Source organism: Sphingosinicellaceae bacterium, from assembly GCA_019285715.1.
Lineage (GTDB): Bacteria > Pseudomonadota > Alphaproteobacteria > Sphingomonadales > Sphingomonadaceae > Glacieibacterium.
On record CP079108.1, the window covers coordinates 2,883,267 to 2,898,641 of the forward strand.

15 protein-coding genes and 1 riboswitch are annotated in these 15,375 nt (G+C 67.4%); of the genes, 7 read left to right on the top strand and 8 right to left on the bottom strand.

Annotated features, from left to right (window positions below; translation table 11 throughout):
• Positions 1 to 36 precede the first annotated feature (36 nt).
• Positions 37 to 1,587 carry a phytoene desaturase gene (locus KX816_13360; protein QXQ05249.1) on the bottom strand — a complete coding sequence of 517 codons (1,551 nt, stop codon included), beginning with the start codon at positions 1,585 to 1,587 and terminating at the stop codon, positions 37 to 39.
• Entirely contained in the window at positions 1,584 to 2,741 is a 1,158-nt protein-coding gene (gene crtY / locus KX816_13365) for a lycopene beta-cyclase CrtY (protein QXQ05250.1), read from the bottom strand. Before crtY ends, KX816_13360 begins: the two co-directional genes overlap by 4 nt.
• 166 nt (positions 2,742 to 2,907) lie before the next feature.
• Between crtY and KX816_13370 the strand changes: the two genes are divergently transcribed.
• The 5 genes from KX816_13370 (at position 2,908) to KX816_13390 (ending at position 7,622) form a co-directional block, all read left to right on the top strand.
• The gene (locus KX816_13370; GenBank protein ID QXQ05251.1) at positions 2,908 to 3,501 is read left to right on the top strand and encodes a carboxymuconolactone decarboxylase family protein; all 594 of its coding nucleotides are present in this window, start codon (positions 2,908 to 2,910) and stop codon (positions 3,499 to 3,501) included.
• A 66-nt stretch (positions 3,502 to 3,567) separates the two neighbouring features.
• On the top strand, positions 3,568 to 4,425 hold the full coding sequence (locus KX816_13375) for a sterol desaturase family protein (protein ID QXQ05252.1): 858 nt from the start codon (positions 3,568 to 3,570) through the stop codon (positions 4,423 to 4,425).
• Positions 4,400 to 4,792: a DUF2141 domain-containing protein gene (locus KX816_13380; GenBank protein ID QXQ08566.1), complete on the top strand. Its 393-nt coding sequence runs from the start codon at positions 4,400 to 4,402 to the stop codon at positions 4,790 to 4,792. The genes KX816_13375 and KX816_13380 overlap by 26 nt, the downstream gene beginning before the upstream one ends.
• Before the next feature lie 27 nt (positions 4,793 to 4,819).
• Positions 4,820 to 4,927: riboswitch (TPP riboswitch) on the top strand.
• A gap of 53 nt (positions 4,928 to 4,980) precedes the next feature.
• Entirely contained in the window at positions 4,981 to 6,825 is a 1,845-nt protein-coding gene (gene thiC / locus KX816_13385) for a phosphomethylpyrimidine synthase ThiC (protein ID QXQ05253.1), read from the top strand.
• Positions 6,822 to 7,622, top strand: a complete 801-nt coding sequence (locus KX816_13390) for a hypothetical protein (protein ID QXQ05254.1) — start codon at positions 6,822 to 6,824, stop codon at positions 7,620 to 7,622. The genes thiC and KX816_13390 overlap by 4 nt, the downstream gene beginning before the upstream one ends.
• 114 nt (positions 7,623 to 7,736) lie before the next feature.
• On the opposite strand, the gene KX816_13395 is transcribed toward KX816_13390, so the two are convergent.
• Positions 7,737 to 8,024: a helix-turn-helix domain-containing protein gene (locus KX816_13395; GenBank protein ID QXQ05255.1), complete on the bottom strand. Its 288-nt coding sequence runs from the start codon at positions 8,022 to 8,024 to the stop codon at positions 7,737 to 7,739.
• Complete coding sequence (locus KX816_13400; GenBank protein ID QXQ05256.1) at positions 7,990 to 8,265, bottom strand: BrnT family toxin; 276 nt, start codon at positions 8,263 to 8,265, stop codon at positions 7,990 to 7,992. Before KX816_13400 ends, KX816_13395 begins: the two co-directional genes overlap by 35 nt.
• Positions 8,266 to 8,351: 86 nt before the next feature.
• Between KX816_13400 and KX816_13405 the strand changes: the two genes are divergently transcribed.
• Positions 8,352 to 9,941 (top strand): cisplatin damage response ATP-dependent DNA ligase, encoded by a 1,590-nt coding sequence (locus tag KX816_13405; GenBank protein QXQ05257.1) that lies wholly within the window; start codon positions 8,352 to 8,354, stop codon positions 9,939 to 9,941.
• 135 nt (positions 9,942 to 10,076) lie between these two features.
• The gene (locus KX816_13410) at positions 10,077 to 10,328 is read left to right on the top strand and encodes a hypothetical protein (GenBank protein QXQ05258.1); all 252 of its coding nucleotides are present in this window, start codon (positions 10,077 to 10,079) and stop codon (positions 10,326 to 10,328) included.
• Here KX816_13410 and KX816_13415 read toward each other — a convergent pair.
• From KX816_13415 to KX816_13430, 4 genes are read right to left on the bottom strand one after another with little or no spacing between them, the layout of a single operon-like run.
• Positions 10,325 to 11,599 (bottom strand): N-succinylarginine dihydrolase, encoded by a 1,275-nt coding sequence (locus KX816_13415; GenBank protein QXQ05259.1) that lies wholly within the window; start codon positions 11,597 to 11,599, stop codon positions 10,325 to 10,327. The genes KX816_13410 and KX816_13415 overlap by 4 nt on opposite strands.
• Positions 11,596 to 13,002 (bottom strand): succinylglutamate-semialdehyde dehydrogenase, encoded by a 1,407-nt coding sequence (gene astD / locus KX816_13420; protein QXQ05260.1) that lies wholly within the window; start codon positions 13,000 to 13,002, stop codon positions 11,596 to 11,598. Before astD ends, KX816_13415 begins: the two co-directional genes overlap by 4 nt.
• A complete protein-coding gene (locus KX816_13425) occupies positions 12,989 to 14,005 on the bottom strand; it encodes an arginine N-succinyltransferase (GenBank protein ID QXQ05261.1) in 1,017 nt (338 codons plus the stop codon). The genes astD and KX816_13425 overlap by 14 nt, the downstream gene beginning before the upstream one ends.
• On the bottom strand, positions 14,005 to 15,222 hold the full coding sequence (locus tag KX816_13430) for a hydrolase (GenBank protein QXQ05262.1): 1,218 nt from the start codon (positions 15,220 to 15,222) through the stop codon (positions 14,005 to 14,007). Before KX816_13430 ends, KX816_13425 begins: the two co-directional genes overlap by 1 nt.
• Positions 15,223 to 15,375 lie beyond the last annotated feature (153 nt).

Consider the following 15,375-nt stretch of genomic DNA (forward strand, 5'->3'; position numbering starts at 1 on the left):
CACTTCCCTCTCCCGCTTGCGGGAGAGGGAAGAGCACTACGCCCCCAGCATCAGCTTCGCCGTCGCCTTCGCGCTCCCGACCACCCCCGGAATTCCCGCCCCCGGGTGCGTCCCCGCCCCGACGAAATACAGGTTCGACAGCACATCGTCGCGGTTGTGCGTGCGGAAATAGGCCGACTGCCACAGCACCGGCTCGAGGCTGAACGCCGACCCGAGGTGCGCATTCAGCTCGGTCGAGAAATCCTTCGGCGTGAAGGTCCGCATCGTCACCAGGTCCTCCTTCAGGCCCGGCAGGATGCGGCGCTCCAGCGCCTCGAGGATGACGTTCGCGTACTTCGGCGCCTCCGCGTCCCAGTCGATGTCGAGCTTGCCGCGATGCGGGACCGGCGACAGCACGTAGAAGGCGCTGCAACCCGGCGGGGCCATCGCCGGGTCGGTCGCGGTCGGGTGGTGCAGATAGAGCGAGAAGTCCTCGGCGAGCTCGCCGCCGCCGTAGATGTCGGCCAGCAGTTCCTTGTAGCGGTGCCCGAACAGGATCGAGTGGTGGCGCACGTCGGGATGCTGCCGCTTGAGGCCGAAGTACGTCACGAACAGCGACGGCGAAAAGCTGCGGCGCTTCATCGACCTGGCCATCGCCTTCCCACGCGGATGCTCGCTGAGCAGCCCCTCGTACGTGTGGACGACGTCGGCGTTCGAGGCGACGGTGTCGAAGCTGCCGCTCCAGCCGTCTTTCGTCCGCACGCCGGTGACGCGCGCCCCGTCGGCGGTGATCTGCTCGACGCCGTCGCCGATGCGGACGGTGCCGCCGAGGTCCTCGAACAATTTGACCATGCCCTTGATCAGCGCGTTGGTGCCGCCGCGTGGGAACCACACGCCCCACTTCTTCTCGAGCGCGTGGATCAGCGCGTAGATACTGCTGGTCTTGAACGGATTGCCGCCGACGAGCAGCGAGTGGAAGCTGAACGCCTGCCGCAGCTGCTCGTCCTTGATGTAGCTCGCGACGATCGAATAGACGGAGCGGAAAGCCTGGTATTTCATCAGGCTGGGGGCGGCCTTGAGCATCGACTTGAAGTCGAGGAACGCCTCATGGCCGAGCTTTTCATAACCCTCGTGGAACACCCCCTCGCTGTATTCGAGGAACTTCTTGTAGCCCTCGACGTCGCGCGGTGACTTGGCGGCGATCTGGGCGAACAACGCCTTGTCATCGTTGGAATAGTCGAAGACCGTGCCGTCCTCCCACAGCAGCCGGTAGAACGGCGTCACCGGCATCAGCTCGACATAGTCCGACAGCTTGCGGCCCGACAGTTCCCACAGTTCCTCGAGGCACGAAGGGTCGGTGATCACGGTCGGCCCGGCATCAAAGACGAAACCCTGGTCTTCGAAGACGTAGGCACGACCGCCGGGCTTGTCGCGGCTCTCGATCAGCGTCGTCTGAACGCCGGCCGACTGCAGCCGGATGGCGAGCGCGAGGCCGCCGAACCCGGCACCGATGACGCACGCGGTGCGAAGCGCCGGATGGGCCGCGACCGGCTTCGCCTGCACGGCGGTAGGCTTTGCCTGGACAGCGGGGGTGAGGACAGTGCTCATTTCACGAACTCGTACTTGAGGAGGGCGCGGACGGCGCGGGGGATCGGGATCGGCGGCTTGCCGGTGAGGATGCGCATGCGGTCGTAGAAGGTCGACTCGCTGGCATAGAACCGCCCGATCAGCCGGGCATCGAGGCGGTAGAAGCGCTCCAGGATCTGCCGGCGCTCATGCGGATACGCAGCGAGAAAAAGCATCTTGTTGAGCAATCGGAACAGGCTGCGGCCGTTCCATGCCTCGATCGCGGCAGTACGGAGCGCCTTGTCGAGCGCCGCCGGCGAAAGGTCGGGCAGACCCGCAACCAGGTCGGCGGTGCGGACCGCGTCGGGGAAACTATAGCCGGTCGCCGGGTTGAAGCGCGCCGCGCGCAGTCCGACCTTGCCGACGCCCGCCTCGCCCTCCGCCCACAGCGCCGCGACGTCGCCGCCGAGCGCGATCGGGAGGATGCCGGTCTCCTCGCGGATAACGCGGACGATCTCCCAGCCCTGCGCCTTCGCGTAGTCGGCGAGGTGCTGGCGCAGGCGTTCGGGTGCAAGATCGTCGCCGTCGCTGAAATACGTGTCCTCGATCAGCACGTGGCGCGGCCCGAACGGCAGCGTGTACACGAAGCGGTAGCCATCAGACTGCGGCACCGTCGCATCCATGATGATCGGCCCCTCGAGGCCATGATCGGCGGCGAGCTCGACCTCGATCCCCAGGAACTTCTGCCACCGCAGGTCGAGCGCCTTGGTCGGCCCCTGCCCGCGCCCGTCGATCACGGCGCTCGCGGTCAGCACGCGTTGGTCGGCGAGCGTGACCGACGTCGGGTCGAGCGCCACGATCGGCACCCCGGTCAGGATGCAGTCCGCCGGCAGCGCAGCGCGCACCGCTGCGTCGAGTAGCGCCGACGTCGCGCTGACATAGCCCATGTCGATGATCCGCGAGTGGCGCGGGAAGCGCACCGAATAACGGTCCCAGCGGTGCGCAATCAGCGGCGCGGTCCATGCCGCCTGTTCGGGCGTCAGGTCGCGCGCGAACGACGACCAGGTGTGGTTGCCGCCGACCGATGGCCCGGCCTCGACGACAGCGACGCGCAACTCTGGCCGCAGCGCCGCAAGCCGCAGCGCGATCAGCCCGTTGTGCAGCCCCCCGCCGGCCAGGATCAGGTCGTAGTCCATCCGCGCGGAGGGTTAGCCGATGAACGGCCGCAGCGCATCCCCCGCGCGCCCGTCACGGTGCCGCAGCGGCGCCGTTCCTGCTGACAGTTTTCGCAGTTGTGCGGCGCGCTGGCGGTTCTTCATAGTAGCGATCGGGTCGCTCGACCGGCCCTGGGTAGGTCGCGGCATGAGCCGGATAGCCAAGATACCCGTGGAGCAATGGGACCCGCGGTTGCGGACGATAACGGCCGCCGACACCGGCACACCGCTCGAGCAGGGCCTGATGAGGATGTTCGCCAATACGCCCGAGATCGCCATCGGCCTGACCCAGTTCGGGGCGGCGCTGCGCACCAACCGCGCGCTGTCCGACCGGCTGTGCGAACTGGTGCGACTGCGCATCGCGTTTCACAACCAGTGCCGCAGTTGCATGGCCATCCGGTACCAGTCCGCGGTCGCCGACGGCGTCGACGAGGGCCTGGTCTGCTCGCTCGAGCGCCCGAGCGAAGCGCCGGACCTGACCGCGGCGGAGAAAGCGGCGCTCGACTACGCCGACCGCTTCGCCAACAATCACCTGTCGATCGACGACGCGACCTACGATGGCCTGCGCGCCCATTTCACCGAGGCGGAGATCGTCGAGCTCGGCATCTGGACTGCGTTCTGCGTCGGCTTCGGACGGCTCGGCGCGACCTGGGACATGGTCGAGGAACTGCCGGAGAACTTTCGCGACAAGACCCGCACCCTGACGCCGTGGGGCGAGACGGTGCTGGAGGTGCGCGGCTGACGCTGTCGAAGGTGCGACGCCCGCACAGGTGACGGCCCCCGCCGCCGGGACTAGAAGCGACGGGCAATGCTCATGCCCTTCCTCCTCGGCACGCTGGCGATGACCGCGATCGTCGTGGTGCGCTACCTCGGCGTGTCGGGCGGTTTCGCGTGGTGGACCGCCCGCCGCGGCATCGTCGCGGGCCCCCTGAATGCAGAACGCCGCACCCGCCAAATCCGCAGCGAGATCGGCTGGTCGCTGCTCTCGGCGGCGATCTACGGCGTGCCCGCCGGCCTTGTCGCGGTGGCGTGGCAACAGCTTGGCTGGACCCGCATCTACGACGCGCCGCTGGCATACGGCTGGGCGTGGCTGCCCGGCAGCGTGCTCGCCTACCTGATCGTCCACGACACCTGGTTCTACTGGAGCCACCGCCTGATGCACCGGCCGTGGTGGTTCAAGCGGGTCCACGCCGTCCATCATGCCAGCCGTCCGCCGACCGCCTGGGCCGCGATGGCCTTCCATCCGTGGGAGGCGTTGTCGGGCGCGTGGCTGTTCCCGGCGCTGGTGTTCCTCGTGCCGATCCACTGGGCGGCGCTGCTGGTGGTGCTGCTCGTCGCGACATTCTTCGGCGTTACCAACCATATGGGGTGGGAGATCTTCCCGCGCTCGCTGGTCGAGGGCCGCTTCGGGCGTGGCATGATTACCGCATCGCACCATGAACTTCATCATCGTCACTATCTCGGCAACTACGGACTGTATTTCCGTGTATGGGACGTTATGTGCGGTACCGACCGCGGGGTGGCGGAGCGAAATGATGCTGGATTTGGCGACAGCGGCCGGGGGGCCGCTTCTTTCGAAAACGCTGGCCGGGGGGCCGCGACGATACTTGAAGCTGGCGGCAGCAGTGCTGCCGCTCGTCCTGCTCGGCACCGCGCCCGCGCCTGACACCGTCCAGCTCGAGATTTCGCTCTCGGGCCTGCGGTCCGCGCACGGCGATATCCGCCTCTGCGTCTGGCACGGTCCCGCCAAGTTCCCCAATGACACCTGTGCCGGCCAGCAGATCGTCGTCCCCGCCGCGACCCCGGTCGTACTCGTCGCCGTGCCGCTCGCCCCCGGCGATTATGCGGTGTCGCTGCTCCACGACGAGAACGGCAACGGCAAGCTCGACAAGAACTTCCTCGGCATCCCCAAGGAGGGCGTCGGCTTCTCCCAGAACCCGAAGATCTCGTTCGGCCCGCCGACATACGCCGCCAGCAAGTTCGACATGGTCGGCCCGCAGACCGAAGCGATCCGGATGAAGTATTTCCTGTAGACTTCACGAGCCTTCCCGCCCACAACCACAACTTCCCCGGGGGGCCGCACGTGCGGCTGAGAGGCGACATTCCGGTCGCGACCCGTCGAACCTGATCCGGCTCACACCGGCGTAGGGAGGGAGCGGCCAAGGTCCACTCGACCGCCCGCAAACTCCATGCACCGGATGGCCGCTGTGGAGTGACGCGCATGGCCGACATCGCCTCGAAGATCGAAATCCCCGTCACCACGGGCTCCTTGCCCGGCAGCCGCAAGGTCTACGTGCCCAGCGAGCGCTTCGCCGACGTCCACGTCGCGATGCGCGAGGTCGCGCTCGACCCGTCCGCGAACGAGCCGCCGGTCCGCATCTACGACCCGAGCGGCCCCTACACCGACCCCGACGCGGTCATCGACATCAGCGCCGGCCTGCCCCCGCTGCGCCGCGCCTGGACGATGCGCCGCGGCGATGTCGAAGCCTACCCCGGCCGCGACGTCCGCCCCGAGGACAACGGCATGACCGGCCGCCAGCAGCCCGAGGTCGCCGGCTTCCCCAACGTCAACCTGATGCCGCTGCGGGCCAAGCCCGGCATGAACGTCACCCAGATGCACTACGCCCGCCGCGGCATCGTCACGCCCGAGATGGAGTATGTCGCGGTCCGCGAGAACCTCGGGCGCGCCGCAATCGCCGGCCTCGTCCGCGACGGCGAGGACTTCGGCGCGTCGATCCCCGACCATGTCACCGGCGAGTTCGTCCGCGACGAGATCGCCCGCGGCCGCGCCATCATCCCGTCGAACATCAACCACCCCGAGTGCGAGCCGATGGCGATCGGGCGCAACTTCCTGGTCAAGATTAACGCCAACATCGGCAACTCCGCCGTCGCCAGCTCGGTCGCGGAGGAGGTCGACAAGATGGTCTGGTCGACCCGCTGGGGCGCCGACACCGTCATGGACCTGTCGACGGGCCGCAACATCCACAACACCCGCGAGTGGATCGTCCGCAACTCGCCCGTCCCCATCGGCACCGTGCCGATCTACCAGGCGCTGGAGAAGGTCGGCGGAATCGCCGAGGATTTGAGCTGGGAGATCTACCGCGACACGCTGATCGAGCAGGCCGAGCAGGGCGTCGACTATTTCACCATCCACGCCGGCGTCCGCCTCGCCTACATCCACCTGACCGCCAAGCGCGTCACCGGCATCGTCAGCCGCGGCGGCTCGATCCACGCCAAATGGTGCCTCGCGCACCACAAGGAGAACTTCACCTACACGCACTTCGCCGAAATCTGCGAGATCATGCAGGCCTATGACATCAGCTTCAGCCTCGGCGACGGCCTGCGCCCCGGCTCCATCGCCGACGCCAACGACGCCGCGCAGTTCGCCGAGCTCGACACGCTGGGAGAACTCACCAAGATCGCCTGGGAGCGCGACGTCCAGGTCATGATCGAGGGCCCTGGCCACGTCCCGATGCACAAGATCAAGGTCAACATGGAGAAGCAGCTCGCGGTCTGCGGCGAGGCGCCGTTCTACACACTCGGGCCACTCACCACCGACATCGCCCCCGGCTACGACCACATCACCAGCGGCATCGGCGCCGCGATGATCGGCTGGTTCGGCTGCGCGATGCTCTGCTACGTCACCCCCAAGGAGCACCTCGGCCTGCCCGACCGCGACGACGTCAAGGTCGGCGTCATCACCTACAAGCTGGCGGCCCACGCCGCCGACCTGGCCAAGGGCCACCCGACCGCCCAGTGGCGCGACGACGCCGTGTCCCGCGCCCGCTTCGACTTCCGCTGGCGCGACCAGTTCAACCTGTCCCTCGACCCCGAAACAGCCCTCAAGTACCACGACGAGACCCTGCCGGCCGAAGGTGCCAAGACCGCCCACTTCTGCTCGATGTGCGGCCCGAAGTTCTGCTCGATGAAGATCACGCAGGAAGTGCGCGAGTATGCGGCGAAGCAGAACGCCGAGGGCATGCTCGAGGCCGAGCGCGGGATGGCGGAGATGAGCGAGAAGTTCCGGGAGACTGGGGGGGAGATTTACGTGGGGGTGCAGCGATGACCAGCAATCTCGAGCGATTTATAAAAGATTTAGACTCGTTATCTTTTCAGGGTGAGCAGCTGGCGTTTGCAATGAGCCTTGAAGTACAGGGCGATCATATGCGTCAACAAATAAGGAAGCAGCTTAAAGAAAAAGCTGATAGCTTTATCAAAGGGCTACCAAAATTCGACGCTAGTTATCAACATTGGTATTCTGAATCGCTTGCCGTTATTCGGCAACTATTACCGGACCGCTTGGAAGACTTTAAAAGGCTTTATGAGAAACCTAAGGCTAAGCGCGAGTTATCAGTAGATACTTATGTGATTCAGGACTATCTACAGGGGCTAACAGCGAGCCGTAGCGGCCAAAAGATCGTTGGCCCGAATACAGCAATCGCTCTTTTTGATCAGCAAGTAGCGATCCTTAAGTCTGCTCAAAAGAGATTTGAGAGTTCCCTCTTTGATATTAGATCTCTTGTTCAAGCCGATCTTCTAGACAGCGAGATCTCAATTGCACGGGAGCTGCTTAAGAATAAGTTCACTCGTGCAGCTGGTGCTATCGCAGGAGTTATTTTGGAGAAGCATTTATTAGAGATTTCTGATAACCATAAGATTGTAATCAAGAAGAACGCTGGCATTGCCTTATTGAACCAGGGTCTCAAGGATGCGAACGTTATTGATATTCCGCAATGGCGAAAAATTCAGCATCTAACGGATATTCGTAATCTCTGCGATCATGCCCGTACGGCAGATCCAACTGTCGAGCAGGTGGCGGACCTGATTGACGGTGTAGATCAAGTAATTAAGACATTGTTCTAAGTCACTCTAGTGGAGACGTAGGACGCTTTTACACTTGAGTGCTTCACAGAGCCAGTATCCGACGAATTTTCTTTAGGTTGGCATTATCTTCCGCAAAGCTGATGGCGCGCACACTCAAGCCGCCGCCAACGCCCGCGCCGCGATCTCCGGCTCCGCATCGATGACCTTCAGATACGCCCGCACCGCCGGGGGCGGCATGTGGCGGCCGATCTCGTACTGGCGGATGTTGGCGACGGGGATGCCGTAGCGTTCGCCGAACGCCTCCTGGCTGAGGCCCAGCCGGTTGCGCAGGCGGCGAATGCGGCGGCCCATCAGGCCGCGCTCGACGCCCGCGACGCTGACGTCACGGTCCTCCGCATCATTCGGATCAGCGGGGATCGCGATCGTAGTTTCTTTGCTCACCGGCGTTACTCCTCCTGACCGAGATCATCCTAACCGTGTTGCCGCGCCAGACGTGGACGGCTGTGTAGAGTTTGCCGTCGACCAGCCCGACCGCCTTGAAACGCTCTTCCTCGTCGCCGATGCGGATCGTTGGCAGGATGTCGACGGCCTCGTCGTCGAACACCCGACGCCCGAACGCGAGCGCGACGCCGTGCTTGAAGCGATTGACTTCGTCCTTGTCGGCATCGAATTCGACCTGCATCCAATACTGTGTGTATCACTCATGCGCCCGGTGATACAAGTTGTATCACTTGCCCCCCTCTCCCCCCGCCTTACGTTCCACCTCCGATGCAAGCCTTCGCCGCCCTCCTCGACGCGCTCCTCTACACGCGGTCGCGCAATGCCAAGCTGCGGCTGATCGGGGATTATCTGACGCACACGCCCGACCCTGACCGGGGCTGGGCGCTGGCGGCGTTGACCGGGGGGCTGAGCCTCAAGGCGGTGCAGCCGAAGCTGATCCGGACGCTGATGGAGGACCGGGTCGACCCTGTCCTGTTCGCGATGAGCTATGACTATGTCGGCGACCTGGCGGAGACGGTGGCGCTGTTGTGGCCCGACCCACCGGTGGCGGAGACGCGGCCGTCGCCGTCGCTGAACGAGGTCGTCGAGCGGCTGCACGGCCTGGCGCGGCTCGATGCGCCGCGGGTGATGACCGAGCTGATGGACCGGCTCGACGCGCCCGGGCGCTATGCGTTGCTCAAGCTCGCGACCGGCGCGCTGCGCATCGGCATCTCGGCGCGGCTGGCGAAGACCGCGTTCGCGCAAGGCTTCGGGGTCGAGGTCGATGCGGTGGAGGAGGTCTGGCACGGCCTGCGGGCGCCCTACCCCGAGCTGTTCGCCTGGGTTGCCGGCGGCGAGCAGCCGACCGCGGGGACGACGCCGGTGTTCCGCCCGTTCATGCTGGCGCACCCGCTGGAGGACCTGAAGCTCGACCTCGCGGACTATGCGGCGGAGTGGAAGTGGGACGGCATCCGGGTCCAGCTGGTCAACGTCGCCGGGCAGACGCGACTGTTCAGCCGGGCGGGGGACGACATCACCGGCAGCTTCCCCGACGTCGCGGCGGCGTACGACACGCCCGCGGTGCTCGACGGCGAGCTGCTGGTCCGCGGCGATTTCCAGGGCGGGGCGCTCGACGACGGCGGCGGCGCGGCGAGCTTCAACGCGCTGCAACAGCGGCTCGGGCGGAAGTCGGTGACCGCCAAGGCGATGGCCGAGTTCCCGGCGTTCGTGCGGCTGTACGACATCCTGTACGACGGCGACGAGGACTTGCGCGCGCTGCCGTGGACAGCGCGACGCGCGCGGCTGGAGGCGCTGATGCCGCGCCTCGATGCGACGCGCTTCGACCTGTCGGCGGTGATCGAGGCCGCGGACTTCGAGGCGCTGGAGGACATCCGCCTCGGCACCCGCGACGCGGCGATCGAGGGCCTGATGCTGAAGCGCCGCGACAGCCCCTACGTACCGGGGCGCAAAACCGGGCTGTGGTACAAGTGGAAGCGCGACCCGCTCGTCGCCGACTGCGTGATGATGTACGCCCAGCGCGGCCACGGCAAACGGTCGAGCTTCTACAGCGACTACACGTTCGGCTGCTGGACCCCCGAGGGCGAGTTGTTGCCGGTCGGCAAGGCGTACAGCGGCTTCACGGATCAAGAGTTGGTGATGCTCGATAAGTTTGTACGTAATAATACAATTGCGCGCTTCGGCCCGGTGCGAGAAGTCGCCAAGTCTTTGGTGCTCGAGGTGGCCTTCGACTCGCTGCACCGCTCGACCCGTCACAAATCGGGAGTAGCGATGCGTTTTCCGCGAGTTGCGCGCATCCGGACCGATAAGCCGGCGGCCGAGGCCGATACGATCGAAGGACTGTCGCGGCTGATAACGTGATTGTTTCGCCTGCTTCGACAATTGCGCTTGCTATCGGCCCGGGGTGCGCTCTTGGTGGGCTGGAGTTGCTTTAAGTTAAACTGCCGGGGGGCACGAATGTCGAGTGACTGGACGCCGATCCTCGTTCGAAAACGCGTGGTCCGATCTCCGGTCGACCGCGACCTTCCCGATTCCGAACTGCTCGACTTCGCTCTCGAATTCGCGGGACCGGCACCGGCCCCGCCCACCGCGTCACGACTCCTCGCCGAGTTCGGCGACGTCGAGGGCGTCCTGACCAGCGAGCCCGAGGTACTGAGCCAACGCGGTGGCCTGGCACCCCGCGCCGTCGCGATCCTCAAGCTGCTCAACGCCTTCCGTCACGACGGCCGCCGCCCGCTGCTGCACTAAAGCAGTTCGGGCAGGCCGAGTTCGTCGAGTAACGCTGCACGGGCAGCGCGCGCCTGCTGCCATAGCCCTGGGTTGCCGAGATCGACGGGCGCGATGCTTTCGGGCCAGTGTGCCGCGACGACGCGCTCGAGCCGGTCGAGCTTGGCCGCGTCGACCAGGAAGCGCGGATCAACGGTCGCGGGATCGGCGACGACGCGCAGCCTGAGGCACGCCGGGCCGCCGCCGTTGCGCATCGATTCACGGACCTCGACATAGTGCACCGCGCGGATCGGGCCATTGCCCGCGAGCAGCGTGTCCAGCCAGGCGGCGACGTGGCGGTTGTCGCGCGCCTCACCGGGCAGGATCAGCGCCATGCCCCCGCCGGGGACGGTGACCAGCTGCGAATTGAACAGGTAGGAGCCGATGGCATCGCTCAGGCTGACGGCGCTGGCGGGCACCTCGATGACGACGACCTCCGGCAGCAGCCGCGCGAGATCGGCGTACAGGCGCTGCGGGTCGGCGAAGGCCTGCTCGTGCGCGAACAGCAATGTCTCGTTGGCGACCGCGACGACGTCGTTGTGGAAGGCTCCGGCGGCAATGGCCTCGGGGGACTGCTGGACGAACAATGTGCGCGCCGGGTCGAGGCCGGACAGGCGCGCGACGGCTTCGGAGGCGCGGCGGCTCTGGCGCGCGGGGAAGCGGCCGCCCTCCTCGCCGTAGACGAAGACCTCGATTCCCGGCGCGTCGTGGCGGGCGCACAGCCGCATGTGATTGGCGGCGCCCTCGTCGCCGAAGATCGAGGGCACGGCGGCGTGGACGGCAAACTCCGGGCCAGCGAAGGCGACGCGGAGCTGCGCCTCGGTGGCGCGCGCCTCGATGCTGCGGTGGGTCATCCGCGACAGGTTGGCGGTGACGATGTGGCAGCGCCCGTCCGCGGTGTCGGAAGCGGGCGCGACGGTGGCGGCATTGGCGGTCCACATGCTCGATGCCGACATCGCCTGTGCGAACAGGGCCGGGTCAGCGTCGTGGGCAGCCGCGCAGACCGCGTCGTCGTCCCCGGAGAAGCCGAGACTGCGGAGCCAGCCGGTCGCGGGACGCTCGGGCGGCACGAACAGGCCTTGCACCAGCCCGATGTCGAGGCAGGCGCGCATCTTGCCGAGGCCTTGCAGCGCGGCGGCGCGGGGCTGCGACACGCCCCCGGCATTGGCGGCGCTGGCGACGTTCCCAAGGCTGAGCCCGGCGTAATTGTGGGTCGGGCCGATCAGCCCGTCGAAGTTGATCTCGCGGATCACGCGTCGCGCAGCCCCGTCGCGATGTGAGCCTCGGCGACGTCCGCCTCCAGCGACGCGACCGGGAAGGCGACGTAATCCGCGGCATAGTAGGCGCTCGGGCGGTGGTTGCCGCTCAGGCCGACGCCGCCAAACGGGGCGTTCGAGGCGGCACCGTTGGTCGGGCGGTTCCAGTTGACGATGCCGGCGCGGGTGCCGGCCCAGAAGCGCTCGTACAGCGCCTCGTCGCCGCCGATCAGGCCTGCCGAAAGTCCGAAATTGGTCGCGTTGGCCTCGGCGAGCGCTGCGTCGAAGTCGGCGACGCGGATCAGCTGCAGCAGCGGCCCGAAGAACTCGGAGTCGGCACGGTTGGCGACGGCGGTGACGTCGACCAGCGCGGGCGTCAGAAACGGCCGCTCGTCCTGCCGCAGCATCGGGCGCAGCGACTCGCCGCCGCGCGCGACTAGGTCGGCGAACCCGGCCTGCAGGCGGTCCGCGGCGCGGCCGTCGATGACCGGGCCCATGAACGGCTGCGGGTCGTCGAACGGGCTGCCGACGATGATGCGGTCGATCAGCGCCGTGACGCGCTCGAGCAAGGGCTCGGCACCCGGCCCGACGATAAGGCGACGCGCGCAGGTGCAGCGCTGCCCCGCCGACAGATAGGCCGACTGCACGATCAGCGCGGCGGTGGCGTCCACGTCGTGCTCGCCCCAGATGACCAGCGGATTGTTGCCGCCCATCTCGAGCGCGAGGATGCGGCCCGGCGTCTCGGCGAACTGGCGCGCCAGCGCGGCGCCGGTCCCGGGCGAGCCGGTGAACAACAGCCCGTCGAGGCCCGGGTCGCCGGCGAGCGCGCGCCCGGTCTCGCCGCCGCCCTGCACCAGCTCGAGGACGCCGTGCGGCAGACCCGCCAGCGCCCAGCATTTGGCCATGAATTCGCCGACCGCCGGGGTCAGCTCGGACGGCTTGAAGACTACGGTGTTGCCGGCCAGCAGCGCCGGCACGATGTGGCCGTTGGGCAGGTGTGCGGGAAAGTTGTACGGCCCGAGCACGCCGAGCACGCCGTGCGGCTTGTGCCGGAGCGACTGGCGGATGCCTGCGACCTCGCCGCTGCGGTGGCCGGCGCGTTCGGCCTGCGCCTCGATCGAGATGTCGACCTTGGCGGCGACGCTGGCGACCTCGGTCTTGGTTTCCCAGAACGGCTTGCCGGTCTCGCGCGCGATCAACCGGGCGAAGGCGTCGGCGTGCTCGCGGACGACGGCCTGGAAGGTGCGGACGACGTCGATGCGCTGGGCCAGCGGCAGGCGCGCCCAGCCCGGGAAGGCAGCGCGGGCCGCGGCGACCGCGGCGGCGGGGTCGCCGGCGGGGCCGGACCAGACGGTCTCTCCGGTGCAGGGGTCGGTGGAAACGAGGTCAGAACCCGACATGCCGCACCTCGTCACCCAGTTTCACGCCCATAAGCTCGGCCTCGCCGCTCGGCAGCGTCAGTCCGTCCGCGGTGTCGGCGTGCCCGATCCAGGCGCGGAAGTCGCGCAGCCGCCCGATCGCAAGGAGCGCGCGGGTCAGTTCGTGCGGCCCCTTTGCCAGCGCTGTGACCGCGAGTGCCCGGCTGTCGCGGATCGTGCGGACCTGGTCGGTGCGTGCGGTCAGGGTCGGGCCGCCGTCGAAGATGTCGACATAGCCGTCGTAGCCGAAGCCCTCGGCCTCGAGCATGCGCAGCGCCGGGCGGCCGGTAGCGTGGCACTCGCCGATAACGGCGCGCGCCGCTTCGCTGAGCAGCGCGGTGTAGATCGGGTGCTTGGGCATCAGGTCGGCGATGAACTGGTTGCCGTGGAGCGCATTGAACGCGTCCGCCTGTTGGAAGCTCATTCCGAAGAACTTGGCGGCCAACCCATCCCAGAACGGCGAGCCGCCGTCGTCGCCGAGGACGCCGCGCAGCTCGGCCAGCAACTTCGCACCGAAGCGGGCGCGGTGCGCGGCGATGAACAGGTAGCGGCTGCGCGCCAGCAGGCGCCCGAGGCCGCCGGTGCGCAGGTCGGGGTGGAGGAACAGCCCGCCGACCTCGCTGGCACCGTCGTGGTCGGTGGTCAGGTTGAGCATCTGGATCGACAATGTACGTCCAAGCTCGCGCGACGATTGCTGCAGGATTCCGAGCTTGTACGAATAGAACGGCCATTCGACGCCGATGCGGCTGAAGACCAATGCGGTGCCGCCGACGCGCCCGGTCGAGGCCTGTTCGAGAACCAGCACGTAGACCTCGTTCGCCGGGGCCTCGATCGGCGTCGCGAAGGCGTGGTCGGAGCGCTCGAGGCGCACCGCCAGCGCATCCCGGTCCTGCGGCAACGACGTGAAGCCGCCACCCGTCATCATCGCCAGCTCGGTGAAGGCATCGAGGTCGGCGATGCCGGCGGGACGAACGCGCCAGCCCATCAGCGTACCCATCCGGTCTGGGCGAGGCGCATCAACAGGAGCGCCGAAAGCCGCGCCCGCTCGACAAGGCTGTCGGTGCACAGGAACTCATCCGCCGAGTGGATCGCGCCGCCGCGGGGGCCGAGCGTGTCGACCACCGCGAGGCCGGTCGCAGCGAGGTTGTTGCCGTCGCAGACCCCGCCGGTATCGCGCCACGCGAGGCTCAGCCCGACGTCGCGCCCGCAGTCGCGGACCAGCTCGAACAGGCGGAGCTGGTTGGCGTCGAGGGGTTTCGGTGGCCGCGCGAAGCTGCCGTCGAGGGTGATTTCAACCTCGTGCGCGGCGGCAACCTCGACCAGCAGGCGGTCGATCGCGGCGGTGATGGCGGTCTGCTCGGCGGGCGTCGTCGGCCGCACGTTGAAGCGCAGCACGGCGAGGTCGGGGACGATGTTGTTGGGACCGCCGCCGTCGATCTTCGCCGGGTTGACGTTGACGCCGGGGTGCTCGATCATCAATGCGGCGAGGCGCAGCGCGAGGTCGGCGGCGGCGAGCACGGCGTTGCGGCCGTTCTCGATCTCGCGCCCGGCGTGGGCGGCGCGGCCCCGGACCACCGCAGCGAAATTGCCGCTGCCCTTGCGGCCGCCCGCCAGCGTGCCGTCGGGGAGTGCCGGCTCGTAGGTCAGGCCGAGGTGGCAGCGTTTCGCAGCTTCGGCCAGTAATGCGGCCGAGCCGAGCGAAGACACTTCCTCGTCGCTGTTGATGACGATCTCCCACCCCAGCCGGTCGGCGAACGCGGAGCCCTCGAACGCCGCCAAGGCTGCCAGCATGACCGCGATGCCGCCCTTCATGTCGGCGGTGCCCGGGCCGTTGAGCGTCGTCACGTCGAGCCAGCGGCACGACTGGAACGGCGAGTCGACGGCGAACACGGTGTCCATGTGCCCGGTCAGCAGGACCCGCACGGGAGCCTCCGGGCGCTTGACGACGTGCAGGTTCCGGCCATGCGGCAGGGGCAACTTGCGCCCGTCCGCGGCCACCGCATCGACCGGCGTCGGATCGGCCAGCCGGGCCTCGCCACCGAGCGGAGCGACCGCCGTCAGCAGTTCCTGCGCCATCGCGGCAAGACCAGCCAGGTTGCGACTGCCGCTGTTGATCGGAGCCCACGCCTCGACGCGCGCAAGCATTTCGGAAGAAACGATCGTCGCAAGCGCGGCGGCTTCATCGGGGCGGAGACACGACATCGGGGCAGCCCTACAGGAGCCGCGACATTCCTGCTAGACGGGTGTCCAAGTCGTGCTGGGAATACCGGGTTTGGGAACGGGACACACGCTGCGAATACACTGCCAAGACGTGCGGCCCGTCCCCGGATACTTCTACCCGGTCCCTGCGGTCCG

Bases quoted from the DNA above. Each gene is read 5' to 3' on its own strand.
- KX816_13400 (QXQ05256.1), bottom strand. From the start codon at position 8,265: ATGCAGGTCGAATTCGATGCCGACAAGGACGAAGTCAATCGCTTCAAG.
- KX816_13375 (QXQ05252.1), top strand. From the start codon at position 3,568: ATGCTCATGCCCTTCCTCCTCGGCACGCTGGCGATGACCGCGATCGTC.
- KX816_13390 (QXQ05254.1), top strand. From the start codon at position 6,822: ATGACCAGCAATCTCGAGCGATTTATAAAAGATTTAGACTCGTTATCT.
- crtY (QXQ05250.1), bottom strand. From the start codon at position 2,741: ATGGACTACGACCTGATCCTGGCCGGCGGGGGGCTGCACAACGGGCTG.
- KX816_13370 (QXQ05251.1), top strand. From the start codon at position 2,908: ATGAGCCGGATAGCCAAGATACCCGTGGAGCAATGGGACCCGCGGTTG.
- astD (QXQ05260.1), bottom strand. From the start codon at position 13,002: ATGTCGGGTTCTGACCTCGTTTCCACCGACCCCTGCACCGGAGAGACC.
- KX816_13360 (QXQ05249.1), bottom strand. From the start codon at position 1,587: ATGAGCACTGTCCTCACCCCCGCTGTCCAGGCAAAGCCTACCGCCGTG.
- KX816_13430 (QXQ05262.1), bottom strand. From the start codon at position 15,222: ATGTCGTGTCTCCGCCCCGATGAAGCCGCCGCGCTTGCGACGATCGTT.
- KX816_13405 (QXQ05257.1), top strand. From the start codon at position 8,352: ATGCAAGCCTTCGCCGCCCTCCTCGACGCGCTCCTCTACACGCGGTCG.
- KX816_13425 (QXQ05261.1), bottom strand. From the start codon at position 14,005: ATGGGCTGGCGCGTTCGTCCCGCCGGCATCGCCGACCTCGATGCCTTC.
- thiC (QXQ05253.1), top strand. From the start codon at position 4,981: ATGGCCGACATCGCCTCGAAGATCGAAATCCCCGTCACCACGGGCTCC.